The following is a 24,980-nucleotide window of genomic DNA, read 5'->3' on the forward strand; positions in this document are numbered from 1 at the left end:
AGCGCCAGGGTCGAACTTCGATTGTTTGAAGTTCGACCCTGGCGCTTTTTTTATGCCCAGGAAAAGACCCACAGGGCGGTGAGGAACAATGAGAACAAAAGAGGATTTCGCCGAATTGCTCAGGCGCCTGCACCTGGGCCCGCAGGAGCAGGCCGAGCGGCTGAGCTTTCTGCAATGGAGCGCGGAGGATGCCCAGCGCCTGGCCGCCATGGCGGGGGCCATGGACCCGGCGCAGCAGGCCTTTGTCGATCAGCTCTATGACCATCTGCAGAATTTCGCCACCCCGGCGGCCCTGCTGCAGTCGCCGCAGACCATCGAGCGCCTCAAGCACAGCCAGGGCAGCTATTACCAGGATCTGTGGCGCGGTCAGTTCGATGAAGAGTATGTCAACGGCCGCCTGCGCATCGGCATGATCCACCAGCAGGTGGGCCTGGAGCTGAAGTGGTACCTGGGGGCCTACCGTCTGTATCTGGATCGCATGCTCGGCGAGCTGTTCACCGGGCACCCGCAGCATCAGCTCTACGCCAGCCTGCTCAAGGCGGTGTTCTTCGACATCAGCCTGGCCCTGGATACCTACAGCGCGGCCCAGCATCGCGCCCTGGAAGACAGCGAGGCACGCTTTGCCCGGGCCCTGCGCGGGGCCAACGACGGCCTCTGGGACTGGCATGTGGAGCAGGATCGGCTGTACGTCTCGGAGCGCTGGGCCAGCATGCTCGGTATCAGCCGCGAGGCCATTGGCGATGCCAGTCAGGGCTGGTTCAGCCGGGTCCATCCGGATGATCTGCCCGGGCTGCGCCAGGCCATCGAGGCCCACCTGCAGGGGCGTACCGCTCTGCTGCATCACGAATACCGCATGCGCAAGCGCGACGGTGACTATGCCTGGGTGCTGGTGCGCGGGGTGGCGGAGGCGAGCGGGCCGGACCAGCAGCGCATGGCCGGTTCGCAGACCGATATCAGCGCACGCAAAAGCGCCGAGCAGCACCTGCAGCACGCCGCCCGTCACGACCCGCTGACCGGCCTGGCCAACCGCATGCGCCTGGACGAGCAGCTGCAGCAGGCTCTGCTACGCCAGGGCAAGGTCGGCGCCCGGGAAGCGGCGCTGCTGTTCGTCGACCTGGACCGTTTCAAGCTGATCAACGACAGTCTCGGCCACGCTGTGGGCGACCGCGTGCTGGTGGAGGTGGCGCAACGCCTCAAGGCCTGCCTGCGTCCGGGGGACGAGCTGTTTCGCTTTGGCGGCGATGAATTCGTTGTGCTGCTCGACGATCTGGCCTGTGCCGGCGATGCCGAGCGCGTGGCCCAGCGCATCCTCGATGGCCTGCATCATCCGCTGCACCTGGACGAGCGTACCCTGGTGGTCAACGCCAGCATCGGCATCGCCCCGTTGCAGGAACGCGGCAAGCCCCTGGACGCCCTGCAGGCCGCCGATCTGGCCCTGTATCGCGCCAAGGCTGCGGGCAAGGCGCAGTTCGCCCGCTACAGCGAGGAGCTGCAGCGCGCGGCCCAGCACCACCTGGACATGGAGTCGGCCATGGGCCAGGCCCTGGACAACGGCGAGCTGGAGTTGCACTACCAGCCCATCTGCCAGCTGCAGCAGGGGCAGGTGCAACTGGCCGGGGTGGAAGCGCTGTTACGCTGGCGCAGCGGCGAGCGGCTGATCTCGCCACTGGAATTTATCCCGGCGCTGGAGGAGTCCGGGGAAATCGTCCGGGTCGGCGACTGGGTGCTGCAGCAGGCCTGTCGCCAGGTGCGCGCCTGGCAACTGGCGGGCCAGAGCCAGCTGCGCTGCTCGGTGAATATCTCCAGCCGCCAGCTGCAGCAGGCCAGTTTTATTCCAAGGCTGATCGACATCCTGCAGGACAGCGGCTTGCCGCCGGCCAGCCTGATCCTGGAAATCACCGAAAGCCAGCTGATGGAGGACACCGCCCAGACCCTGGTCAGCCTGCGCGAGCTGGCCAGCCTGGGGGTGCGCCTGGCCCTGGACGATTTCGGCACCGGCTACTGCTCCCTGGGTTATCTCAAGCGCTTCCCGCTGCACATCCTCAAGGTGGACAAGAGCTTTATCGGCGGTACGCCGGCCGATGGCGAACTGAGTGCGATCAGCCGCGCCATTATCGGCCTGGGCCACAGCCTGGGGCTGGAAGTGGTGGCCGAGGGCGTGGAGCGCGACGCCCAGCTGGACTTTGTCCGCCATGAGGGCTGCCACTACGCCCAGGGCTACTGGTTCAGCAAGCCTTTGCCTGGCGCCGAGCTGCAGGCGCTGCTCGGCCGTCCGGGAGCCTTTGCCGGCGCCGTTGCGGCGCTGCCTGAGGTGTTTGCACGGTCATCCTCAACATTGCCAAGGAGTCGGGTACAACAATGAAAATCAATCTCCCGGTCAGCGGTCGCCAGGTCGAATTTCCGGCCAGCGCCAATATCCTCTCCACCACCGATGCCAAGGGCGTGATCACCTACGTCAACAGCGATTTCATCGGCATCAGTGGTTTTGCCGAGAGCCAGTTGCTGGGCAAGAGCCATAACGTGGTGCGTCACCCGGACATGCCGCCGGCGGCCTTCGCCCATATGTGGCAGACCCTCAAGGCCGGCCAGTCGTGGATGGGCCTGGTCAAGAACCGCTGCCAGAATGGTGATCACTACTGGGTCAGCGCCTATGCCACGCCGGTGCTGCAGGACGGCCAGCTGCTGGAGTACCAGTCGGTGCGCACCCGCGCCAGCGCCGAGCAGGTGGCGGCGGCCGAAGCCCTGTATGCCCAGCTGCGCGCCGGCAAGACGCCGCGGACGCTGCGCCCGCCACGGCTGGCGCCGGGACCACGCCAGGCCCTGAGCAATGCTGCCCTGGGCCTGGCTTGCTGCCTCAGCCTGGGCCTGGCCGGGGTGCTGGACTGGGGCCAGGCGGCGCTGCTGAGCGGTTTGCTCGCTGTGCTCCAGGGCGGCTGGCTGCTGCACAGCCTGCGCCCCCTTGATCTGCTGGTGCGCAAGGCCCGTGGTATCGCCGACAACCCCCTGAGCCAGCTGCTCTACACCGGCCGCAGTGATGCCTTCGGCCAGATCGACTTCGCCCTGCATATGCTCAAGGCCGAAACCCGCGCCGTGGTCGGGCGCATGGCCGATTCGGCGCGGGAGCTGCGCCAGGAGGCGGCCGAGCTGGTGGCGGCGGTGGATGGCAGCAACAGCGCCAGCGTCCAGCAACAGGGGGAAACCGCCCAGGTGGTCAGTGCCATCGGCCAACTGGCGTGCAGCGTGCAGGAGGTGGCGCGCAATGCCCAGCTCACCGCCGCGGCGGCCAGCCTGGTCAATCAGGAAACCGACCGTGGCCTGCAGATGGTCGAACTGACCCGTCAGCAGATCGATGGCCTGGCCGGCGAGGTGCAGCACAGCAGCGCGGTCATCCATCAGCTGGAACGCCATGGCCTGGAAATCAACCAGGTGCTTGCGGTGATCCAGGGCATTGCCGAGCAGACCAACCTGCTGGCCCTCAATGCCGCCATCGAGGCGGCCCGGGCGGGGGAGGCCGGGCGCGGCTTCGCCGTGGTGGCCGACGAGGTGCGCGGCCTGGCCTCACGCACCCAGGAATCCACCGCACAGATCCAGCAGACCATCGAAACCCTGCGGGCCAGCACGGCCCAGGCGGTACAGGCCATGCAGCGCAGTCACAGCCAGGCCGGGGCCAGTGTCGAGCAGGCCATGCAGGCGGCCCAGGCCCTGGACGGGATCAACCAGCGGGTTGCCGAGATCAGCGACATGAGCGTGCAGATTGCCGCGGCGGTGGAGCAACAGAGTGCGGTGGGCGACAGCATCCAGCGCAACCTGGACGGCATCCGCCAGGCCACCGACGGGACGGTGGTGGCCAGTGATCAGAGCCGCAATGCCGCCGACCATGTGGCGGGCCTGGCCGAGCGCCTGCAGCTGCTGGCCGAGCAGTTCTGGGGGGAGCGCCGGGTGATGTAGCGGGGAGAGACTCGCCCGAATTGCGCTGCGCTTACTCGGGTGATCGCTCGGGTAGGTGGGCGGCTACTTGCGCAGCCACTTGCCCTGCACCTGGATGTAGTGCCCGGCGGGGGTCTTGTCGATGGCCTTCTGCCCGGCGATGGCTTCCACGTCGCTGAGGGCGATGCCGTTCTGGCTGGCCAGCTTCTGGTATTCGGCGCGCCGCGCCTGGTTGATCAGGCGGGCGATCTCGGCCGCCTGGCCTTCGGGCTTGACCACCCCCAGGTAACCGTTGGGCATCTCGCCCAGCTGGCCGCTGGCCTTGGCATTGCCCAGGGCCGACATGGCCTGGTTGAGGTCGAGGGCCGCCGCCGACAGGCTCAGGCTGAGCAGCAGCAACAGGCTGGCGAAGCGTTTATACAGGCTCATGGTCGGGCTCCTCAGAACAGTCCGCTGGATTCGCTGAACATGCTGTCCAGGGCTTTATCCACCTTGATATAGATTTCGTGTTCGATCTTCACGTTCAGGTTGATGTTGATCGGCTCGTTGGGCATCGCCAGCTGCACCGTGGGGGTGCAGGCCGTGCCGAGCAGGCCCAGTAGCAGGATGGTCAGGCAACGCAGGCGCATGGCGCATCTCCTCGGGTTATGGCGCACTGGGTAAGGTGTTCTGGCGCTGCAGCATACGCTGCTGCACGCGCTGGCGGATCACCTCGTTGACCTTGTCGGTCAATTGCAGGCTGGCCAGCAGGCTGGGGATATCTTCCTCCAGGTTGATGCTGAAATGAATCGGCCGGCCCTGTTCGATCGCCGGGTTCTGCCCCTCCAGGCGCATGGCCAGGTTCAACTTGCCCTGCTGATCATAGTCAAGCTGACTGCTCAGCACCTGATAACGAAAATCCTCCAGGGACTGGGTCACCAGCTGCATGGCCGGGTTGCTTTGACCCAGGGCGCGGATGCGTTCGGATTGGAACTGCAGCCGGCCACCGGGCTGACGCGCGCTGAGCTGACCCTGGCTGATGCTTGCGCCGCTGGCGTCGATACGCAGCGGCAGCTGCCCATCCAGGCTGCCGCTGCCGGCCAATCCCTCTGTGGGGTAGAGGATAAAAAGCTGCTCAAGTTCCACGCCCTGCACCTCAAGGGGCAACAGCAGCGCCTCATCGGCCAGATTCCATTGTCCGGGTGCCAGGAGTACCTGACCGCCCAGCAGCGCCGTGTGGGCCTGGTCAATCTGCAGCAGGCCTTTATCCGGCTGGGCCGTGGCGGCCTGATAGCGGCCCCTGAGTTGCAACGGGCCGATGGGCAGGCCGGGGTTGATCTCGGCCAGATGCAACTCGTCCAGCTCCAGGGCCAGTTGACGGCCATCGCTGCGCAGTTGCAGGCGCAGATCCAGGCCGCTCAGCTCGCTGCGGTCATAGATCCCGGCCAGACCCTTGGCCTCTACTTGCCCTGTCATCACGGGCAGGTGGGCGCCGGGGGGCAGGCGCAGGCTGGCCTGGCCACTCAGGCGGCCATTGTTCAGGCTGAGCAGCGGCGGCCAGGCGCTGAGGCTCTGCTGCAGCGGGTTGCCGCCGCGCAGAAAGATCTCGGCCAGGCGGGCATCCAGTTGCAGGCCGCTGGCAGCGGTGTGCTGCAGCTCCAGATCGAGGGCCAGGCCAGCGGCGTTGCCCAGCTTGCCGCTCAGGCGCTGCTGCTGGCCGGTGGCCTGCAGCCGGCCTTGCAGGGTCCAGCGCTGGGGCTTGAGCTGGGGCTGTTGCAGGCTGTCCAGGGTGAGGCTCAAGGGGCCTTGCAGCTGCCAATCCAGAGGGGCGTCTGCCGGGTAGGCAAGGCTGAGCTGTAACCCGCTGCTGCTGGCCCTGAGTTGCTGCAGGCGGCTGTCGGCATACTGCAGCTGACCCAGGCGCAGCTGCGAGTCGCTTGCCACCTGCAGGCTCAGCTGCTGGGCGTCGGCATAGCCGTCCAGGCTCAGCTGCAGTTCGAGGCGCTTGAGCTGCAGGTCCGCGAGTGTCAGAGAAGGCGTCTTGGCCTGCAGGCGGGTTTGTTGCCATTGCAGGCTCCAGGGCGCGGTGTTGGCCAGGGCCAGCTGGCCCTGTAGCTGGAAGGGGGCCGGCCCCTGGCCCTCCAGGCTGAAGGTCAGGGGCAGGGCCCGGCCCTGCAGTTCGCTGCGCAGATCGCTTGGCGCCTGGCCGGCTTGCAGGCGCAGCAGCAGGCGTTCGGGCCTGAGCTCGGCTGGCAGTTGGGCCAGCAGCTGGGCGCTGGGCTGGTCAAGCTGCAGCTGGCCATCCAGGGCCTCGGCCAGCCAAGGCCCCTGACTATTGAGCAAGGCCAGATTGAGGCGCCCCTGCAGTTGCCCGAGGCCTGGTACTGGCCAGGCCTCGGGCAGTTCGGCGCTGGCGCTGAAGCGGCCACGGGCCTGGCTCAGCATGGCGGCGTCGAGGGGGCCGGGGGGCAGGTGCAGTTGCCAGTCGGCACTGAGCCGGGCGGCGCCAGGCGCGCGTGGCAGCACCGGCAGATCCTCCGGCAGCCATTGCCCCAGCCAGGTTTGCAGGGCGTCGGCGGCGCTCAGCTCGGGCGCGCTCAGGCGGCCCTGCCACTGGCTGCCCTGGCGGTTCTGGGTGAGCTGGCTATGCAACTGCAGTTGCGGCTGTCCGGCCACCGCCAGTTCGAATTGCAGCGTGGTGTCATGGGCAGTGCCGTTCAGCTGGAGCTGGGTATTGAGCGCCGGGCCTGTGGCTGGGGTCAGATTGAGCCGTATCGCCAGGCGCTGATCCGTGCCGGCGGCCTGACGTTGCAGATGCAGATCGCCCTGCAGGGAGCAGCGGCCGCGGGGGCAGGGCAGGTCCAGCTGCAGCTGCTGGATCTGCAGTTGCTCCGGCAGCAGGGCGAGGCTGTCCAGCAGCTCGTGCAGGCCGGTGGCCGGGGCACTGGCTTCTGCTGCATTAACCGGCGCCTGCAACTGCAGGTGCAACTGGTTGATCTGCAGCTGCTGTGCATAAGGCGCGTCCAGGCTCAAGCCGGACCAGGGCAGGTGCAGTCCCTGCAGGTGCAACTGGCTGTCGCCCTGCGCCAGGCTCAGTGCCCGCAAATCGATGCCTCGGGCGGACAGACCCAGCCCCTGAAACTGCTGCACGTCGATGCCGTACTGCTGCAACTGGCGTTGCACGCTGAAGTAGCCATAGCTGCCCAGCGCCAGGGCACACAGCAGCACAAGGACAAAGGGCAGCCAACTCCGTCGGCCGATCATGGGCATGGATCCTGGGTGAGTTGCTGGCAACTTACTGCATGGGCTGCGCCGCTGCCAGTCAGTTACATGGATAGTTTGTGTATTTACATCATTAGATGCTAGTTTTGTCGTAAATGAACGCTGGAGGTGAGCGTGAGTGCATTACTCAAGACCCAGGTCGATGCCGATCGGGTACTGGCCAAGGCACTGCTCAATACCCGCGAGCAATTGGGGCTGACGCAGCAGGAGCTGGCCGAGATTGTCGGTGTGCACCGCACGGCGATACCCCGCTGGGCGGAGAACGGCCTGCGGGCAGGCAGCAAGAGCGCCGAACTGGCCCTGCTGCTGATCCGTATCTACCGCTCGCTATTCGCCCTGTTTGGCGGTGATCTTGACGATATGCGCCATTTTCTCCGCACCTATAACCACCATCTGCACGCCGTGCCCCTGCAGCTGATGTTGCAGGTGCAGGGGCTGGTTCGGGTGATGGAGTATCTGGATGCCATTCGTGGCAAGGCCTAAGCGTCATTGAACCGGCCGGACAAGGAGTCTCTGCCCATGGATATCTGGCAGGTTTGCAACGGGATACAGCAGATCAGACCCCTGCGTGGGCGCCTGGTGCGCTTGGTGGAAAGTCAGGCCCAGGTGGCCACCCTGCAGCTGGTCGATACCCTGGCCGAGCAGGCGCTGCTTGAGGAGCTGCTGGAGAACAGCAAACCACCGTTGCCGGACAGCCACGAGCCGCTGCACTACCTGCTGCATACCCCGTTTCGTTACCCACCGCTGCGCTGGGGCTCGCGCTTTGGCCGGGTGCATGAACCCAGCCTGTTCTACGGCGCCCAGCGCCTGGAAACGGCCATGGCCGAAGCGGCCTACTACCGTTTCGTGCTGTGGAGCGGCATGGCCAACCCGCCGCCCAGCGGGCGTATTCGCTCCGAACACAGCAGTTTCGAGGCCCGCTATCAGGTGCAGCGCGGCATTCAGTTGCAACGCCCGCCTTTTGCCGGTTATCAGGCTGCAGTGGGGCATCCGCGTGACTACGCCGCCAGTCAGGCCCTGGGCAGCGCCATGCGCGCCGCCGAGGTACAGGCTTTCGAGTATCGCTCGGCCCGCTGTCCCGAGGCCGGGATCAATGTCGCCTTGTTCGTGCCCGCCGCCCTGGCGGAAAAGCGTCCGCGCAACCTGCAGGCCTGGCTGTGCGAAACCACGGCTGACTATGTCGCCTTCAAGCATGCCCAGGTGCCCGACCAGCCGCGTCTGTTCCCGTTGCAGGGTTTCCTGCTCGAAGGCCAGCTGCCGCTGCCGGCTTGAAAGGGCTTTGGCGAGGCTGAAAGTGCCCTCAAAAAGGGCGCTTCGGACAGCCAGGGGGCGGACTTGTGCACAATTGCGAGGCGACTTGTCAATCGACTTTTTGTGATTGCGCTAAACCCTTGATTCTTCGTTACGATTTTATAAGTCAATGAAAAATATGAACTTTTTTAGCTGGTGAAAAAAACGCCAGTTTGACTCAAGCCCCCAAGGCATAGGCGCTGGCGGCGCTTGCGCCCATGTTATCCACGAAGTTATCCACAGCTTCTGTGGATTAAGCCAAGCGCTTGCTCTAGATCGCGGGCTGCGCACAGTGGCGTCGCGGTCCGGCCCATATAGAGGACTGCAATGGGGTCGCGCAAGCGTGCGACATTAGGCCTCCTGCGCAGGGCTTTACCTCGGCGAAAAAAGGAGTAGAGTGGCGCGCCTTCCCGGCTACCCCTTCCGTGTTTTATGCCTCGTGCACTGACCCGCATTCCCGCACCCGCTTCTTCTTCGGTCAAACGTCTCCCTACCCGCGTTGCCCTCTGGCTGCTGGACAGCCCGCGCCTGGGCCATGCGGTCAGCGTCAAGCGCTTCGCCGGGCGCCTGCTCAAGCAGCCGGCCTTGCAGGGCGAGGTGCCGGCGCAGAGCCGCCTGGGTGCCATGCTCTGCCGCGAATGCGGTAACGCCCGTGATCGGCGTATCGGCCTGGAACTGCTGCGCCAGGCGGCGCGGGCCGGTGATCGACGTGCGCAACTGGAGCTCGGCCAACTGTGCCAGGAGTCCAGCAGCGAGCAGCAGCAGGCGCGTCACTGGCTGGAACTGGCCGCAGGCCAGGGTTGTGAGCAGGCCCGCCAGTTGCTCAAGCAACTCTGATTCAGGTCTGATACTGGTTATACTCCCAGTACTTTGCTGTGGAGTTGCCCATGCCCATTGATCTTGTCCCGCTGCTGACCCCCTTGCTGCTCGGTTTTACCGCGGCGGCCCTGCCTCTGCTTTATCTGGCCTGGTCGCTGCAGCGGCGCCTGACCAGCCAGGCGTTGCAGCTCAGCCTGCTGCAGGAGCGCCTGGATCATGCCCAGCTGGCCCAGAGCGGCCTGGCCGCCCAGCTCGACGATTGCCGCGAAGAGCTGGTGGAAATCAGCGAGATCAAGGTCGAGCAACAGGCTGAACTGGCTGCGCTGCGCCGCGAGGCGGAGCTGCTGCAGCACGAGCGGCAGATTGCCCGCGAGGCGGCCCATGCCTGGCAGCAGCAGCGTGAGCAGCAGGAAGGTGAAATCCGCCGCCTGGATGCCCAGCGCGCTGCCCTGGCGGCCGAGCTCAAGGAGCAGCAGGACAGCCACCAGCAGCGTCTGCAGGACCTGCAGGGTTCGCGCGACGAGCTGCGCGCCCAGTTCGCCGAGCTGGCCGGGAAGATCTTCGATGAGCGGGAGCAACGCTTTGCCGAGACCAGCCAGCAGCAGCTGGGCCAGTTGCTCGACCCGCTCAAGGAACGCATCCAGGCCTTCGAGAAACGGGTGGAGGACAGCTACCAGCAGGAGGCCCGCGAGCGCTTTTCCCTGGGCAAGGAACTGGAGCGCCTGCAGCAGCTCAACCAGCGCCTGGGCGATGAGGCGACCAATCTGAGTCGTGCCCTCAAGGGCCAGAAAACCCAGGGCAACTGGGGTGAGCTGGTGCTGGAGCGGGTGCTGGAACACGCCGGGCTGCAGAAGGGCCGCGAGTACCAGACCCAGGTCAGCCTGAAGAGCGCCGAGGGTGAGCGCTTCCAGCCCGATGTGCTGATTCGCCTGCCCGGTGAGCGTCAGGTGGTGGTGGACGCCAAGGTCAGCCTGAGCGCTTACCAGCAGTTTATTGCCGCCGAGGACGAGGCTACGCGCCAGCAGGCGCTCAAGCAGCATGCGCTGTCGCTGCGCAGCCATCTGAAGGGCCTGTCGCTGAAGGACTACCAGCGCCTGGAAGGGCTGCACAGCCTGGATTTCGTGCTGCTCTTCGTACCCATCGAGGCGGCCTTTGCCGCAGCCTTACAGGCTGACCCGGGGCTGTTTCAGGAGGCCTTCGATCAGCATATCGTGATCGTCAGCCCCACCACTCTGCTGGCCACCCTGCGGGTGATCGACAGCCTGTGGCGTCAGGAGCGGCAGAATCAGAACGCCCGGGAAATCGCCGAGCGTGCCGGGGCGCTGTACGACAAGTTTGTCGCCTTTGTTCAGGACCTGGATGAGATGGGCGCGCGCCTGCAGCAGCTGGACAAGGCCTATGCCGGGGCGCGCAACAAACTGTGCGAGGGCCGCGGCAATATCGTCAGCCGGGTGGAGAACCTCAAGCTGCTCGGCGCCCGGGCCAGCAAGAGCCTGGCGCCGGAGCTGCTGGAGCGCGCTGCGGGCCTGCCGCAGCTGGAAGAAAGCGCAGCCGGGGACTGATCAGGCCGTCTCGCGCTGGGGCCGTGTTGCATGGCTTTCCTGCTGCCGGGCAAACTCGGCCACCCAGCCGGCCAGCCGCTGCGGCTGGCTCAGCAGTTGCCAATGCCCGGCGCGGGCCTCGCGGACACGCAAAGGTCCGGTCCAGTGCTGCAAACCGTCGAACAGTTGCGGCCGCACGAACAGATCCCGGTTCGGAATAATCAGCTGCACCGGCACTTGGGTATGGCGCTGACGGGGCCTGAACAGGCTGCGGATAAAGTTGGCGCGATACAGGCGGATGCCGTGGATGGCATCGCTGAGCTGGCTCGGGTTGGCGGCTGGCTGCACCCCTTCCAGGCGACCGATCAGCCGGTGCCAGACCCTGGCCAGGCCCAGACGCCAGGTCAGCTCCGGCAGCCAGGGCAGGTGGAACAGCAGCACATACCAGGAATGCAGCAGCTGGCCGCCGGCCTCACCCCAGGCGCGCACGCTGGCCCGACCCAGGCGCTGGCGCAGCCAGTGACCGACATGATCCAGGCAGGGTCCGGAAATACTGGTGTAGGAGGCGAGAAAGTCGGTGCTGCGTGGCTCGCACACCGCTTCCCAGCTCTGGATTGAGCCCCAGTCGTGGGCGATCAGGTGCACCGGCCGGTCCGGGCTGACCGCGCGCACCACGGCGCGCAGGTCGCGGCCCAGCTGGGGCAGGCGGTAGGCGGCGTTGCCGGCAGGCTTGTCCGAGGCACCAAAGCCGCGCACATCGTAGGCGAACAGCTGAAACTCGTCCTGGAGCTGCTCGATCAGTGGCAGCCAGGTGTGGTGGCTGTCCGGATAACCATGCACCAGCAGCAGCGGTATGCCACCGGGCTTGCCCCAGCGGTAGACCGCCAGCTCCACGCCATCGCTGTTGACCCGCTGCACTGCCTGCATCGTCTCGTCCTCCTGCTGGATCGGCCGATTCTCGGTAATCGGGCGGCTGACCGCAGCCGGCGAAAAGTCGGGCGCTACAGCAGAAGCAGGATCAGGGCGCCGAACAGCAGGCCGGCGGCCATCACCGGCAGGATCAGCACGGCCAGGGCCCGGCCGCCAATCAGGACGACCAGAAAGGCCTTGACCAGGCTGTTGCTCAAGGCGGCGAGAAAGATGCCGCGTACAGCGACCTCATTGCCCAGCTCACCCTGGGCGCTGCGGGCCAGGGACAGGGTGATGGCATCGACATCCGCCAGCCCGGAGAGCAGGGCCACGGCATACACGCCGCGATCGCCGAACCAGGCCTGGGCCGCTTCCACCAGCAGCAGGATCAGCGCCAGCAGGGCGGCGAAGCGCAGGGCCGGGGCCAGTTCGAAGGGGTTTTTCAGCGGCGCATCGGCGCTGTCCGCCACTTCATTATCGGCACGTCGGTAGTACAGCCAGGCGCCGCCGGCATAGATCAGGGTGGCGCCGAGCAGCGGCCAGATCAACTGCGGCAGCAGTCCGGGATTGACCAGGCCGACTTCCAGCAGGACGCGCGGGAACATCAGGGCCGAGGTCGCCAGCAGGCCGCAGGCCAGCAGTGCATTGAGCCTGCGGCCTTCGGCCAGGCGCGCCAGGGTGACGGTCATGGCGGTGGAGGCGACGATGCCGCCGAGCAGGGCGGTGATCAGCAGGCCATGGCGGGTACCGACCAGGCGGATGGCGATATAGGCGGCAAAGCCGATGGCGGCGATCAGCACCACCATCCACCAGATCACATAGGGGTTGAACGCCTGCCAGGGGCCATAGCCCTGGTTGGGCAGGGCCGGCAGAAGCACCAGGGAGATAAACAGCAGCTTGAGGGTACCGGACAGTTCCTCCTCACTCAGTTGCTGCAGGGCGCCGTGCAGCACCCGTTTGAGGCTCAGCAGCAAGGCCACCGCCACGGCCCCGGCTGCGGCCAGGGGCGGGTGGCCGGCCACAGCCAGGCTGCCGAGCAGGAAGGTGATCAGCATGGCCACTTCACTGGTCAGGCCCATATCGCCGGTGCGCTGCAATTCGCCGAAGTAGGAGGCGATCACCAGGGCGGCGAAGCTGGCGAAGATCACCGCCCAGGCGACCACGCCAAAACGCTCGCCCAGCAGCAGGGCGAAGCCGCCGAGCAGGGCGCTGAGGGCAAAGGTGCGGATACCGGCCACCAACTGCCGGTCGTCATCATTGCGGCTTTGCCAGCCGCGCTCGGCGCCGATCAGCAGCCCGGCGGCCAGGGCACTGGCAAAGTTCAGCAGGGTGTCGAGGGCATCGGGCATGCTGCGGCCTTGAATTGGGGCGATGCCGGCAGTTTAGCTGCCGGCGTGCAGAGGGTGTTGCCTCAGCTCAACGCAGACTTAGATGACGGCTGAGCAGGGCGCGCAAGGCCGCCGGCTTGACCGGTTTGGCCAGGAAATCCAGACCCGCGGCGTGTACCTGGGCCACCAGCTCCGGACGGCCGTCGGCACTGATCACCACGCCGGGCAGCGGTTCGCCCAGGCGGGTGCGCAGCCAGGCCATCAGCTCGGTACCGGTTTCGCCTTCGTCCAGGTGGTAGTCCACCAGGGCCAGTTGCGGGCGCACGTCTTCGCTGAGCAGGTGCTCGCATTCCAGGCGGTTGCGCGCCGTCCACACCTGGCAACCCCAGCGCGACAGCAGGCTGTGCATGCCGGTGAGGATGCTGTCCTCGTTGTCGATGCACAGCACCTGGGCGCCGCTCAGGGCCTGGCCGTTGATTTCCACGGGCGCCGCCACGGGTTTGGGCGTGCTCTGCTGGGCCAGGGGGATGCAGACGCTGAACACGCTGCCTTTGCCCGGCCAGGAACGCACCTCCAGGCGATGACCGAGCACCCGGCACAGGCCGTCGGCAATCGCCAGGCCCAGGCCCAGGCCCTTTTCGGCGCGGGTCTGGTGGCTGTCCAGGCGTTTGAATTCCTCGAAGATCACCTTGCGCTTGTCCTCGGGGATGCCCGGGCCGCGGTCCCAGACTTCCAGGCGCAATTGCCCACCCTGGCGACGCACGCCCAGCAACACGCGGCCCTTGGCGTAGCGGAAGGCGTTGGTCAGGAAGTTCTGCAGCACCCGGCGCAGCAGCTTGCTGTCGCTGTCCACGCGCAGGCGGCTGCCACGGATGCGCAGGTCGATACCCTGCTCATTGGCCAGGGCGCGGAATTCGGTGCCCAGGGTGGCAAACAACTCATTGAGCACAAAGGGCTGGCGTTCCGGGTTGATACGGCCATTTTCCAGGCGCGAGATATCCAGCAGGTCGCTGATCAGGTCTTCGGCCGAGCGCAGTGAACTGTCCAGGTGCCGCACCAGTTCCCGGGCCTCCAGGGGCAGGCTGTCTTCCTGGTGGGACAGGGCGGCGGAGAACAGGCGGGCGGCGTTCAAGGGTTGCATCAGGTCATGGCTGACGGCCGCGAGAAAGCGCGTCTTCGACTGGTTGGCGGCTTCGGCCACCGCCTTGGCATCGCCCAGCGCCTGGTTGAGCTGGGACAGCTCGAAGGTGCGTTCGGCCACCCGCTGCTCCAGGCCCTCGTTGGCTTCCTTGAGGGCGCGCTCGGCCTCGCGGAACTCGGTGATGTCGGTGAAACTCATGACGAAACCGCCGCCAGGCATGGGGTTGCCGATCAGTTCGATGACCCGGCCATTGGGGAACAGGCGCTCGGAGGTGTGCGCGGTGCCCTGGCGCATCCAGTACAGGCGCTTGCTCACATGCTCCTCGATATCGCCACTGCCGAGCAGGCCGCGCTGGGCGTTGAAACGGATCAGTTCGGCCACCGGGCGGCCCACATAGACCTGGCCCTCGGGGTAGTTGAACAGCTCGATATAGCGGTGATTCCAGGCCACCAGGCGCAGGTTCTGGTCGACCACGCTGATGCCCTGGGTGATGTTCTCGATCGCGCCCTGCAACAGGGCGCGGTTGAACTGCAGCACCTCGGATGCTTCGTCGACGATGCGTACGACGTCCTCGACCTGCATCTCGCGCCCTTCAATGGCGGCCTTGACCACCGCGCGGGTGCTGGAGGCGCCCAGTACCCCGGCCAGCAGGCGTTCGGTATGGGCGATCCAGTCGCTGTTGGCCGTCTGGTTGGGGTCGAAGGGCTTGCCCTGGCGGTAGGCGAAACGCATAAAGCTCTGCCGCGCCCGATCCTCGCCGACAAAGCGACTGGCCAGCAGCAGCAGATCGTCCACCTGCACCGCCAGCAGGCTGCGGCTGCTGGGTTTGGCGCCGAAGTCATGGCCGATAAAGCGCCCGGCCTGCCAGTGCTCGGCGACCCGGGTGCGGGAGAAATAGGACACCCAGGCAAACAGCAGGAAGTTGCCTGCCAGGGACAGCAACACGCCGCGGGTCAGGGCGTCCATCTGAAAGCCGATGGGCGCATGCAGCAGGGTCTGCAGCCCGGGGAATACCTCCAGCGGCCAGCCCAGGCCGCGGGCAATCAGGGGCAGGATCAGGGTGTAGAACCAGATCAGGGCGCCAAAGATTAGCCCGGCGAACACCCCCTGGCGGTTGGCCTGCTTCCACACCAGGGCGCCGAACATGGCCGGGGCCAGCTGGCCGATGGCGGCGAACGACACCTGGCCGATGGTGGCCAGGCTGGCGCCCTCGCCGAGCAGGCGATAGCAGACATAGGCCAGCAGCAGGATCAGCACGATGCTGACGCGGCGGGCCGTGAGCATCCAGTGGCGGAAGGCCTCGAAGGGGCGCTCGGTGTTTTTCCGGCGCAGCAGGGCCGGCAGCAGCATGTCGTTGCTGATCATGGTCGACAGCGCCACCGAGGCCACGATGACCATGCCGGTGGCCGCCGAGGCGCCGCCGATAAAGGCCAGCAGGGCCAGGGCCGGGTGGGCCTGGGCCAGGGGCAGGCTGATGACGAAGGAGTCCGGGGTGACGCCGACCGGCAGCAGCATCTGCCCGGCCAGGGCGATGGGCACCACGAACAGTGCGGCCAGCACCAGGTAGGCGGGGAACACCCAGCGCGCCAGGTTGAGGTCCTTCGGCTCGATATTTTCCACCACGGTGACATGGAACTGCCGCGGCAGGCAGATGATGGCGATCATCGCCAGGCCGGTCTGGGTCAGCATGGCCGGCCAGTTCACCGTATGCGCCCAGAACTCGTCGAGGGCCGGACTGGCTTTGGCCTGGCTGAACAGATCGCCGAAACCGTTGTACAGGCCGTAGGTGACAAAAGTGCCGACTGCGAGGAAGGCCAGCAGCTTGACCAGGGACTCGAAGGCAATCGCCAGGACCATGCCGCGGTGGTGCTCGGTGACATCCAGATTGCGCGTACCGAACAGAATGGTGAAGAGCGCCAGGATCAGTGACACGATCAGCGCCGTGTCCTGGGCGCGGGTGCCGGCGGACTCGGCCCCAGCCCCCACCAGCAGGTTGACCCCGAGGACGATGCCCTTGAGCTGCAGGGCGATATAGGGCAGCACGCCCACCAGGCAGATCAGCGCCACCACCACCGCCAGGTTCTGCGACTTGCCGTAGCGGGCGGCGATAAAGTCGGCGATGGAGGTGATGTTTTCCTGTTTGCTGATCATCACCATCTTCTGCAGCACCCAGGGGGTGAAGATCAGAATGATGATCGGCCCGAGATAGATCGGCAGAAAGGCCCACAACTGCTCGGCGGCCTGGCCCACGGCGCCGAAGAAGGTCCAGCTGGTGCAGTACACCGCCAGCGACAGCGAGTAGACCCAGGCGCGCACCTGCGGTGACATCGGGGCGCGACGGCGATCGCCATAGAAGGCGATGGTGAACAGCAGGGCCATATAGATCAGGGCAACGCTGGCAATCAGCCCGCTGGACAGGGTCATGGGTACTCCACTGGTATAACGTCGGGCCTTGCCCGGTCGAGATGAGGGCCTGTGCAGCTTTCCTGACGGGGTCAGCCGGCCTGCGCATACGCCGGGACAATACTGCATAACAGTGTTGCAGCAATATACCGGGGCGTCAGGCGCGACCAAGGTCGCAGGTCGGGCCTGGAGTCGGCAATCATCCCTGTTGTGGATTGTGCACAGCACGCGGGCCTGATAGCGTGCCCGCCTGCGCCGTATTCCGTGGAGGGATCCCCGATGTTCAAGCCGCAACCTGTCAGTCTGCAACGCGGAGCGTTGCGTCTGGACCCCATGCAGGAAAGTGATGTCCATGCCCTGGCCGAGTTGGCCGAGGCCAATCGCCAACAGCTCGTCTATATGAACGGCACTCAGCGTCTGGACTGGTATCGCCAGGCCCTCAAGGAACAGAGCGCCGGCAAGGCCCTGCCGCTGGTGGTACGCCTGGGCGAGCAGCTGCTGGGCACTACCCGCTATGGCGACTTTATGACCAATCTGCCGGCCTGTGAGATCGGCTGGACCTGGCTGGATCAGGGCCAGCACGGCAGCGGGCTGAATACCCAGATCAAATACCTGATGCTCAAGCATGCCTTCGACAACTGGCAGATGGTGCGGGTGCAGCTGAAGACCGCGGCCAGCAATCTGCGCTCGCAGCGGGCCATCGAAAAGCTTGGGGCCGTGCGTGAGGGCTTGCTGCGCAATCATCGCCGCCTGGATGACGGTCGTCTGGACGATACGCTGCTGTACAGCATCACCGATCACGAGTGGCCGGCGCTCAAGCAGCAGATGGAGGCGCGCTTTAGCGCATAAGTCATCGAGCCCGTGTTGTGACTGTCAGTCGTGCGCGCAGCCTGCTGCAGGGAATGCGTGACAGCATTCCGATGATTGTCGGCATCCTGCCGTTCGGCCTGATCTACGGTGCGCTGGCCTCGCTGGCCGGCCTGACGCTGTGGCAGGCACTGGGCATGTCGCTGCTGGTGTATGCCGGTTCGGCGCAGTTTATCGCCATCAGCCTGCTGGGGCTGGGCAGTGGTATGGCGGTGATTCTGCTCACCACCTTTGTCGTCAACCTGCGCCATGTGCTCTACAGCGCCGCCCTGCAACCCTATGTCGGTGGCTTGTCGCAGCGCTGGCGCCTGCCCCTGGCCTTCGGCCTGACCGACGAAACCTTTGCCGTGGTGCAACGTCGTTACCTGAGCCGTGGCATGGCCGATCACGCGCAGTGGTATCACGCCGGTGTCGCCGTGGCGCTTTACCTGTCCTGGGTCGGCAGTTCGCTGGTGGGAGCGCTGTTCGGTCAGCAGGTGCCCAATCTGGCGGGCTGGGGCCTGGACTTCGCCATGCTGGCGACCTTTATCGGCATCGTCGTGCCGGCGCTGCGCAATCAGCCACAGATTGCCGCCGCCCTGGTGGCCGCGGCGGTGGCGCTGCTCTGCCATGCCTGGCCTTACAAGCTGGGGCTGATGGCCGCCGCCTTGAGCGGAATCGTCATCGGTGTGGCGCTGGAGCGACGTGAGTCGCCGGCGGCGGTCGAGGAGGGCGGGCGATGAGCATCTGGCTGCTGATTCTCGGCATGGCGCTGATCACCTTTGTGATTCGCTACAGCCTGTTCGCCTTTCCCGATCTGCGCTTCCCGGCATTGGTGCGCCAGGGCCTGCACTATGTGCCCACCGCAGTGCTGACGGCCATTGTGGTGCCGGGCATGTTGCTACCTGATGGCCAGCACTGGCATCTGGCTCTGGACAATGCCTACCTGCTGGCGGGGCTGGCGTGTATTGCCATTGCTGCGCTCACCCGACACCTGCTGGCAACCATTGGCGGAGGCCTGCTGGTGTTCTTTCTGCTGCGTGGGTTGTTCGGCCAGTTACCCCTGTAACTGCGTCATGGCGCCGATTTTGCGGTAAAAAACCGGCATTGTTGTGGCTTTGCGCAACGCTCTTGCAGTCAAATGCTCAACGCTCGCCTGGCTAAAACAGAGGTACACGGACGATGACCCAACAATCGCAATTTGCCCTGCTGGGCAAGAAGCGCTTTCTACCGTTTTTTATCACCCAGCTGCTGGGTGCCTTTAACGACAATATCTTCAAGCAGGCGCTGATCCTCACCATCCTGTTCAAACTCAGCGCCGAGGCGGACAAGAGCCTTTTGGTCAATCTCTGCGCCTTGCTGTTTATCCTGCCGTTCTTCCTGTTCTCCGCCCTGGGTGGCCAGTTTGGCGAGAAGTTCGCCAAGGATGCGCTGATCCGCCAGATCAAGCTGGCCGAGGTGTGCATCATGGTCCTGGGCGCCGTCGGCGTGCTGCTGGGCAATCTGCCGCTGATGCTGGCGGTACTGTTCGCCATGGGTACCCAGTCGGCGCTGTTCGGCCCGGTGAAGTACTCGATCCTGCCCCAGCACCTCAGGGAGGAGGAACTGGTGGGCGGTAACGCCCTGGTGGAAATGGGCACCTTCCTGGCCATTCTCGCCGGCACCATCGGCGCCGGTATCATCATGGCCAATAGCGCCTATGCCAGTATCGTGGCGAGCTCGGTGGTGGTGGTAGCGGTAGCCGGTTACCTGGCCAGTCGCGGCATTCCCCGGGCGGCGGCGGCCATGCCGGAGCTTAGGCTTGACTGGAATATCCTGCGCCAGTCCTGGCTGATCATGAAGCTTGGCCTGGGCCAGCGCCCGGCGGTGTCGCGTTCGCTGATCGGCAACTCCTGGTTCTGGTTTCTCGGCGCCATCTACCTGACCCAGATCCCGGCCTACGCCAAGGACTGGCTGCACGGCGACGAAGGTGTGGTGACCCTGATTCTTACCGTGTTCTCCTTGGGGATTGGTCTGGGCTCGATGCTCTGTGAGCGCATGAGTGGGCACAAGGTGGAGATCGGCCTGGTGCCGTTCGGCTCCATTGGTCTGACGGTTTTCGGCATGCTGCTGTGGTGGCATTCCGGTGGTTTCCCCGAGGCTGCGCAGCCCCATGACTGGCTGAGCCTGCTGGGCCATGGCCAGGCCTGGTGGATTCTCGGCTCGATCCTCGGTATCGGCCTGTTCGGTGGCTTCTATATCGTGCCGCTCTATGCGCTGATCCAGTCGCGCACGGTGGAGCATGAGCGGGCGCGGGTGATCGCCGCCAACAACATCCTCAATGCGCTATTCATGGTGATCTCGGCGATTGTCTCGATCCTCTTTCTCAGCGTCGCCGAACTGTCGATTCCGCAGCTGTTTTTGACCATTTCGCTGATGAACATCGCGGTCAACAGCTATATCTTCAAGATCGTCCCCGAATTCAGCATGCGCTTTATGATCTGGCTGCTCAGCCACTCGATGTATCGGGTAGAGCACAGGGGGTTGGAGGCAATCCCGGACGAAGGCGCGGCAGTGCTGGTGTGCAACCATGTGTCCTTTGTCGATGCACTGTTGATCGGTGGCGCGGTGCGCCGGCCGGTACGCTTTGTCATGTACTACAAGATCTACAACCTGCCGGTGCTCAACTTTATCTTCCGCACCGCCGGTACCGTGCCGATTGCCGGGCGTAACGAAGACCTGCTGATCTACGACGCGGCGTTCAAGAAAATCGCCGAATATCTGCGCAATGGTGAAGTGGTGTGCATCTTCCCGGAAGGCAAGTTGACCACTGATGGCGAGCTCAATGAGTTCAAGAACGGTATCGAACGTATCATCGTGGAAAACCCGGTGCCGGTGATTCCCATGGCCCTGCAGGGCTTGTGGGGCAGCTTTTTCAGCCGTGATCCGCACAAGGGCCTGTTCAAGCGTCTGTGGTCGCGCATTACCCTGGTGGCCGGTACGCCGGTAGCGCCCGATCTGGTCAGGCGCGAGTCGCTGCAGGCTCAGGTGGCCGAACTGCGGGGTGAGCGGCGTTAAATCGTCGAGATGAAAAAGCCCGCCAGCTTGGCGGGCTTTTTTGTGCGTTTCGAGCGGCTAGTGGCTGAGCTTTAGCCCGATCAGGCCGCAGAGGATCAGGGCCACGCTGGCGATGCGCAGCAGGCTCAGGGCCTCGCCAAACAGGATGATGCCAGCAATTACCGTCCCGACTGCGCCGACGCCGGTCCAGATCGCATAGGCGGTGCCCAGGGGCAACTGCCTCATGGCCAGGCCGAGCAATGCCAGGCTGACGATCATCGCCGCAACAGTCAGCAGGGTAGGCAGGGGTCGGGTAAAGCCGTCGCTGTATTTCAGGCCGACAGCCCAGCCGACTTCGAACAGGCCGGCCAGCAGCAGAATGATCCAGGACATACAAACCTCCACTAACAGATAGAGGGGCCGTCCCGGGGTGGTCACTCGCAGAGTGGTGAGGTCGTCCTCACGTTGTGCGGTATTTTGCACATTGGCAGGGGGGGCAAGCCGCAGAGGATCAGTGGTCGCTCTGCGGCTGCGGGGCGCTTAGATTCCCTGGGGAATCTCTTCACCACCCAGGGCTTCGAACAGCGCCGGCAGGAAGTCCACCAGGGTCAGCATCATCAGGGTGAAGCTGGCGTCCTGCTGGCCCAGTGCGTCGTCACCGCCGTCCTGTTCCGCTTGCTCCTGCAGCAGGTCTTCGAAGCGCAGACGCTTGACCACCAGCTTGTCGTCCAGCACGAAGCTCAGCTTGTCCTGCCAGGCCAGGGACAGCTGGGTGACCTGCTTGCCAGAGGTCATGTGCAGCTGGATTTCGTCACTGGTCAGGTCCTGGCGCTTGCAACGCACCACGCCGCCGTCTTCATGGGTGTCACGCAGCTCGCACTCGTCCAGCACATGGAAGTCGGGGGCGGCCTGCTGAGCCTTGACCCAGTCGGTGAGGGTGGCGCTGGGAGCGATCTTCACGGTCAGTGGGCGCACCGGCAGCGAGCCGATGGCCTCACGCAGGGTCGAAAGCAGGTCTTCGGCGCGCTTGGCACTGGCCGAGTCGACCAGGATCAGGCCCTGCTTGGGCGCGATGGCGGCAAAGGTGGCGGATTTGCGAATAAAGGCGCGCGGCAGGAAGGTCTGCACGATTTCGTCCTTGAGCTGGTCGCGCTCTTTCTTGTAGACCTTGCGCATCTGCTCGGCTTCGATCTCGTCGACCTTGTCCTTCAGTGCATCGCGCACCACGCTGCCCGGCAGGATGCGTTCTTCCTTGCGCGCGGCGATCAGCAGGAAGTCACCGCTGACGTGTACCAGTGGCGCGTCGCCGCCTTTGCCAAAGGGCGCGATAAAGCCATAGGTGCTCAGTTCCTGGCTGGCGCAAGGGCGGGCCGGTTTAGCTAACAGCGCCGTTTCGAGCGCCTCGGCATCAAAGGGGATGTCCTGGGTGAGGCGATAGACCAGCAGGTTACGAAACCACATAGGGGGGTGAATCTCCATTGACAGGCCGGCCAGCAGGGGCGGGCAGCGGATGGGGCGGCAGCGTCTGGCTACAGAACGCTATACGGGCGGCGTCGATCCATCAGACCACGACGCGCCTGCCCGGTTTTATTTGGGGGCGCATTATTCCCTTGCTTGAGGCGTTAGGCCAAGCCTGCGCTAAACCATTGCTGCGCCAATAAAAAATTTTCAAAACAGTGCTTGCCAAGGTGTCGAAGGCTGTCTAGAATGCGCCCCACTTCGAGAGTGAAGGGTGATTAGCTCAGCTGGGAGAGCATCTGCCTTACAAGCAGAGGGTCGGCGGTTCGATCCCGTCATCACCCACCAAACTCGCTTTTTGAAGTTACGCGCAGCGGTAGTTCAGTCGGTTAGAATACCGGCCTGTCACGCCGGGGGTCGCGGGTTCGAGTCCCGTCCGCTGCGCCATTTTTTACTCCTCGCTTCACCTCCCCTGTGACAATCGCGTTTTATCTTGCCGTTCCGGCAAATCCTCAAATTTAAGCTAAACACCTGAACTTATACGCATTTTCCTGTTCCTAGCACGGTAGCCAGTGATCGCGACCGCCTGCTAAGCTCGCGCCTTCACTCGAATTGAAAGCCCCAGGGCCTAGCGGACAAGGAACAAGCATGAAACAGCATCGTTTAGCAGCGGCAGTTGCCCTGGTGGGTCTGGTACTCGCCGGTTGTGATTCGCCAACCAGCGAAGTCAAACTGGAAACCGCCGCGCAGAAGGCCTCCTATGGCATAGGCCTGAACATGGGTCGCAGCCTGGCCCAGGAAGGCCTGGATGATCTGGATTCCCAAGCCGTTGCCCAGGGCATCGAAGATGCAATCGGCAAGAAAGAGCAGCGCCTGAAAGACGAAGAGCTGATGGAGGCCTTTGCCTTTTTGCAGCAGCGTTCCGAGCAGCGCCTGCAGTCGCTCAATGAAGAGTCGGCCAAGGCTGGCAAGGCCTTTCTGGAAGAGAACGGCAAGCGTGAAGGTGTGATCACCACCGCTTCGGGTCTGCAGTATGAAGTGATCAAGAAAGCCGATGGCGCTCAGCCGACTGCCGATGATGTAGTGACCGTACACTATGAAGGCAAATTGACCGATGGCAGCGTATTCGACAGCTCCATCGAGCGTGGTAGCCCCATCGATCTGCCTGTGGGTGGTGTGATCCCGGGCTGGGTCGAAGGTCTGCAGCTGATGCATGTAGGTGAAAAGTACAAGCTGTATATCCCCAGCGAACTGGCCTACGGTGAGCAGAGCCCGACCCCGGCCATTCCCGCCAATTCGGTACTGGTGTTTGATCTGGAACTGATCGCTATCAAGGATGCCAACGCAGAGGGTTGATCCTCCCTGTGTGCAGACAACGCCCCGTCTCGACGGGGCGTTTTCGTTTCTGCCTGCTGTCGATCAATTGGGCTTGACGGGAGGGCCGTAACCGGGCTGCATGGGGCGTGGCTGTTACTGTTATGCACATTTTTCGGGAATAGCTTGTGGGCGCTCGGTAACTTTCTGAAATATGCCGCTCTTTATCGGTAAAGCATTGATTTGTATGGGTTTTTGCTTGCTGGGTAAAAAACGCCCGATCTGTGTCGAGCCCCCGTGGGCTGGGCGTTTGCAGGGGTTATAAATAATCTGTTCACAAGGTTATCCACAGCTTTGGTGGATAACCCCAGCCGACCCAGCAAGTACGCGGGCTGGCAAGGAGCGGGGATGAAAACACCGAAAAACTTCTCGCGTTACCTGGGCTTGGCTCAGCGTTTCCTCAAGGCGGGGCGCTTGCCGGGATTACTCCTTTCGGCCTTGCGCAAGCGGGAAAAGCTTGGTTTGAGCATGTCCGCGCTGGGCCGTGATCTGCAGTTGCTGCAGGCATTGTGCATGGCCTGGTGGCGGGGTGAATACCGGGCGATCAATCCTCAGGCGCTGCTGACCATAGTGGCGGGGCTGGTTTATTTCGTCGCGCCTTTCGATGCGCTGCCGGATTGGTTGCCGTTGCTGGGGTTTGTCGATGACCTGGCCGTGCTGACCTGGGTCATGCACCGTTGGCGTGATGAGCTGGCAGCGTTTCAGGCATGGCGCGAGGCCCAGTCTCCGGATGTGCTGCGGGTGATAGAACGCCTGCCCCTGGATCCGAAAGCGCAGATCAAAACGGGGCAGCTGGAGGACTAGGTCGGGGCTCAGGGCGTGGCCAGCATCAGTTCGATCTGCCCCTGCTCGCGCAACTCCAGCAAGGCCTGATCCAGACGCGCGGCGTCGACTGGCAGCTGGGGGCTGTAGCTGCAGTGCATGTCGTAGCGCTCGATAATCCAGGGGCTGATCCTCAGGGGCGCATCCGGGTGCCTGGCCAGCTGAAAGCTGATCGGTCGGCGCATGTCGATCACGGCATCCAGGCGCTGGTGGCTCAGCAGATTGATGCTGGCATTCAGGTCCCGTACATCCTGGCGGGTAACCCGCTGCTCGGCGAAGGCCTGCATCAGTGGCGTGCTGTAGACGTAGCCGAGCTGAGTGCCCAGCACTTTTCCGTAGAGGTCTTCCAGGCTCTGGATGGCGGGCTGCTGGCTATGGGTCAGCAGCACATCCTCTTCGCTGTAGAGTGGGGGCGACCAGTGAAAGCGCTGTGGTTCGTTTATCCACTGCGGGTTGGCGTTGCAGATCACATGGATACGCCCGCGCAGCATAAATTCTTCGATGCGCTTGTTCGGGGTTTCCACGAAACGCGCCGGCACCCCCAGGCGCTGGCTGGCGGCATTGCCCAGTCGATAGATAAAGCCGCCGCGCAGTTCTTGCTCATGCACCTCGACGTAAGGCATGCCATCGGCTGAGGCAAACCCCCAGCGCAATTCCTCGGCACTGGCGCCCAGCGCCAGGGTCAGTAGCAGCATGGCTGTGATGTTGCGCAAGACCTGTCCCCCCATGACCTGCCAGACTCAATGCCGGGAGTATAGATCACGCGCTTTACCGCGCTCGGCTGTTAAGATGACGGCCTGCACGGGAGTTGTGAATGCGTTGCAT

At 64.4% G+C, this 24,980-nt stretch carries 21 protein-coding genes, 2 tRNA genes and 1 pseudogene; 15 read left to right on the top strand and 9 right to left on the bottom strand.

Features of this window, described 5'->3' with window-relative positions:
- The first annotated feature begins 88 nt into the window (after positions 1–88).
- The 3 genes and pseudogenes from GJV18_RS09040 to GJV18_RS09045 all read left to right on the top strand — a co-directional run bounded on the left by GJV18_RS09040 (position 89) and on the right by GJV18_RS09045 (position 3,948).
- A complete protein-coding gene (locus tag GJV18_RS09040; RefSeq protein ID WP_160344617.1) occupies positions 89–2,362 on the top strand; it encodes a putative bifunctional diguanylate cyclase/phosphodiesterase in 2,274 nt (757 codons plus the stop codon).
- A pseudogene (locus GJV18_RS18870) lies at positions 2,359–2,688 on the top strand (PAS domain-containing protein); the annotation flags it as partial. The gene GJV18_RS09040 and the pseudogene GJV18_RS18870, both read left to right, overlap by 4 nt.
- A gap of 36 nt (positions 2,689–2,724) precedes the next feature.
- Entirely contained in the window at positions 2,725–3,948 is a 1,224-nt protein-coding gene (locus GJV18_RS09045) for a methyl-accepting chemotaxis protein (protein WP_407692354.1), read from the top strand.
- A gap of 63 nt (positions 3,949–4,011) precedes the next feature.
- On the opposite strand, the gene GJV18_RS09050 is transcribed toward GJV18_RS09045, so the two are convergent.
- The 3 genes from GJV18_RS09050 to GJV18_RS09060 are packed head-to-tail and all read right to left on the bottom strand — an operon-like array spanning position 4,012 to position 7,170.
- A complete protein-coding gene (locus tag GJV18_RS09050) occupies positions 4,012–4,356 on the bottom strand; it encodes a YdbL family protein (protein ID WP_160344621.1) in 345 nt (114 codons plus the stop codon).
- Between the two features lie 11 nt (positions 4,357–4,367).
- A complete protein-coding gene (locus tag GJV18_RS09055; protein WP_160344623.1) occupies positions 4,368–4,556 on the bottom strand; it encodes a YnbE family lipoprotein in 189 nt (62 codons plus the stop codon).
- A gap of 16 nt (positions 4,557–4,572) precedes the next feature.
- Complete coding sequence (locus tag GJV18_RS09060) at positions 4,573–7,170, bottom strand: YdbH domain-containing protein (protein WP_160344625.1); 2,598 nt, start codon at positions 7,168–7,170, stop codon at positions 4,573–4,575.
- A gap of 132 nt (positions 7,171–7,302) precedes the next feature.
- Between GJV18_RS09060 and GJV18_RS09065 the strand changes: the two genes are divergently transcribed.
- From GJV18_RS09065 to rmuC, 4 genes are all read left to right on the top strand, one after another.
- Positions 7,303–7,671 (top strand): antitoxin Xre/MbcA/ParS toxin-binding domain-containing protein, encoded by a 369-nt coding sequence (locus tag GJV18_RS09065; protein WP_160344626.1) that lies wholly within the window; start codon positions 7,303–7,305, stop codon positions 7,669–7,671.
- Positions 7,672–7,707: 36 nt separating this feature from the next.
- Positions 7,708–8,460 carry an RES family NAD+ phosphorylase gene (locus tag GJV18_RS09070; protein WP_160344628.1) on the top strand — a complete coding sequence of 251 codons (753 nt, stop codon included), beginning with the start codon at positions 7,708–7,710 and terminating at the stop codon, positions 8,458–8,460.
- Between the two features lie 450 nt (positions 8,461–8,910).
- Entirely contained in the window at positions 8,911–9,315 is a 405-nt protein-coding gene (locus GJV18_RS09075; protein ID WP_160344630.1) for a tetratricopeptide repeat protein, read from the top strand.
- Between the two features lie 176 nt (positions 9,316–9,491).
- The gene (gene rmuC, locus GJV18_RS09080) at positions 9,492–10,859 is read left to right on the top strand and encodes a DNA recombination protein RmuC (RefSeq protein ID WP_160346061.1); all 1,368 of its coding nucleotides are present in this window, start codon (positions 9,492–9,494) and stop codon (positions 10,857–10,859) included.
- Here rmuC and GJV18_RS09085 read toward each other — a convergent pair whose 3' ends face one another.
- From GJV18_RS09085 to GJV18_RS09095, 3 genes are all read right to left on the bottom strand, one after another.
- Entirely contained in the window at positions 10,860–11,765 is a 906-nt protein-coding gene (locus GJV18_RS09085; protein WP_160344632.1) for an alpha/beta fold hydrolase, read from the bottom strand.
- 74 nt (positions 11,766–11,839) lie between these two features.
- Entirely contained in the window at positions 11,840–13,096 is a 1,257-nt protein-coding gene (locus tag GJV18_RS09090) for an MgtC/SapB family protein (protein ID WP_160344634.1), read from the bottom strand.
- Between the two features lie 67 nt (positions 13,097–13,163).
- Positions 13,164–16,640, bottom strand: a complete 3,477-nt coding sequence (locus GJV18_RS09095; protein ID WP_160344636.1) for a hybrid sensor histidine kinase/response regulator — start codon at positions 16,638–16,640, stop codon at positions 13,164–13,166.
- Between the two features lie 258 nt (positions 16,641–16,898).
- On the opposite strand from GJV18_RS09095, the gene GJV18_RS09100 reads away from it, so the two are divergent.
- The 4 genes from GJV18_RS09100 (at position 16,899) to GJV18_RS09115 (ending at position 20,522) form a co-directional block, all read left to right on the top strand.
- Positions 16,899–17,468 (top strand): GNAT family N-acetyltransferase, encoded by a 570-nt coding sequence (locus GJV18_RS09100; protein WP_160344638.1) that lies wholly within the window; start codon positions 16,899–16,901, stop codon positions 17,466–17,468.
- Positions 17,469–17,521: 53 nt separating this feature from the next.
- Positions 17,522–18,208, top strand: a complete 687-nt coding sequence (locus GJV18_RS09105) for an AzlC family ABC transporter permease (protein ID WP_160346062.1) — start codon at positions 17,522–17,524, stop codon at positions 18,206–18,208.
- Positions 18,205–18,534 (top strand): AzlD domain-containing protein, encoded by a 330-nt coding sequence (locus GJV18_RS09110; RefSeq protein ID WP_160344640.1) that lies wholly within the window; start codon positions 18,205–18,207, stop codon positions 18,532–18,534. Before GJV18_RS09105 ends, GJV18_RS09110 begins: the two co-directional genes overlap by 4 nt.
- A 113-nt stretch (positions 18,535–18,647) precedes the next feature.
- On the top strand, positions 18,648–20,522 hold the full coding sequence (locus GJV18_RS09115) for an MFS transporter (protein ID WP_160344642.1): 1,875 nt from the start codon (positions 18,648–18,650) through the stop codon (positions 20,520–20,522).
- 57 nt (positions 20,523–20,579) lie between these two features.
- Here the strand turns inward: GJV18_RS09115 and sugE are convergent, their stop codons facing one another.
- Both sugE and rdgC read right to left on the bottom strand, forming a co-directional pair.
- Positions 20,580–20,894, bottom strand: coding sequence for a quaternary ammonium compound efflux SMR transporter SugE (gene sugE / locus GJV18_RS09120; protein WP_160344644.1), 315 nt, complete (start codon positions 20,892–20,894; stop codon positions 20,580–20,582).
- 147 nt (positions 20,895–21,041) lie between these two features.
- A complete protein-coding gene (rdgC, locus tag GJV18_RS09125; RefSeq protein ID WP_160344646.1) occupies positions 21,042–21,962 on the bottom strand; it encodes a recombination-associated protein RdgC in 921 nt (306 codons plus the stop codon).
- 269 nt (positions 21,963–22,231) lie between these two features.
- Here rdgC and GJV18_RS09130 point away from each other — a divergent pair.
- The 4 genes from GJV18_RS09130 to GJV18_RS09145 all read left to right on the top strand — a co-directional run bounded on the left by GJV18_RS09130 (position 22,232) and on the right by GJV18_RS09145 (position 24,137).
- Positions 22,232–22,307: transfer RNA gene (locus tag GJV18_RS09130), tRNA-Val, on the top strand.
- A 22-nt stretch (positions 22,308–22,329) separates the two neighbouring features.
- Positions 22,330–22,406, top strand: a tRNA-Asp gene (locus GJV18_RS09135).
- Positions 22,407–22,607: 201 nt separating this feature from the next.
- On the top strand, positions 22,608–23,315 hold the full coding sequence (locus tag GJV18_RS09140; protein ID WP_160344648.1) for an FKBP-type peptidyl-prolyl cis-trans isomerase: 708 nt from the start codon (positions 22,608–22,610) through the stop codon (positions 23,313–23,315).
- Between the two features lie 366 nt (positions 23,316–23,681).
- Entirely contained in the window at positions 23,682–24,137 is a 456-nt protein-coding gene (locus GJV18_RS09145; protein WP_160344649.1) for a YkvA family protein, read from the top strand.
- Positions 24,138–24,145: 8 nt separating this feature from the next.
- Here GJV18_RS09145 and GJV18_RS09150 read toward each other — a convergent pair whose 3' ends face one another.
- Positions 24,146–24,868: a substrate-binding periplasmic protein gene (locus tag GJV18_RS09150; RefSeq protein ID WP_233280087.1), complete on the bottom strand. Its 723-nt coding sequence runs from the start codon at positions 24,866–24,868 to the stop codon at positions 24,146–24,148.
- Positions 24,869–24,980: the final 112 nt, after the last annotated feature.

The organism is Pseudomonas xionganensis (assembly GCF_009763245.1).
In the GTDB taxonomy this organism is placed as follows: domain Bacteria; phylum Pseudomonadota; class Gammaproteobacteria; order Pseudomonadales; family Pseudomonadaceae; genus Aquipseudomonas; species Aquipseudomonas xionganensis.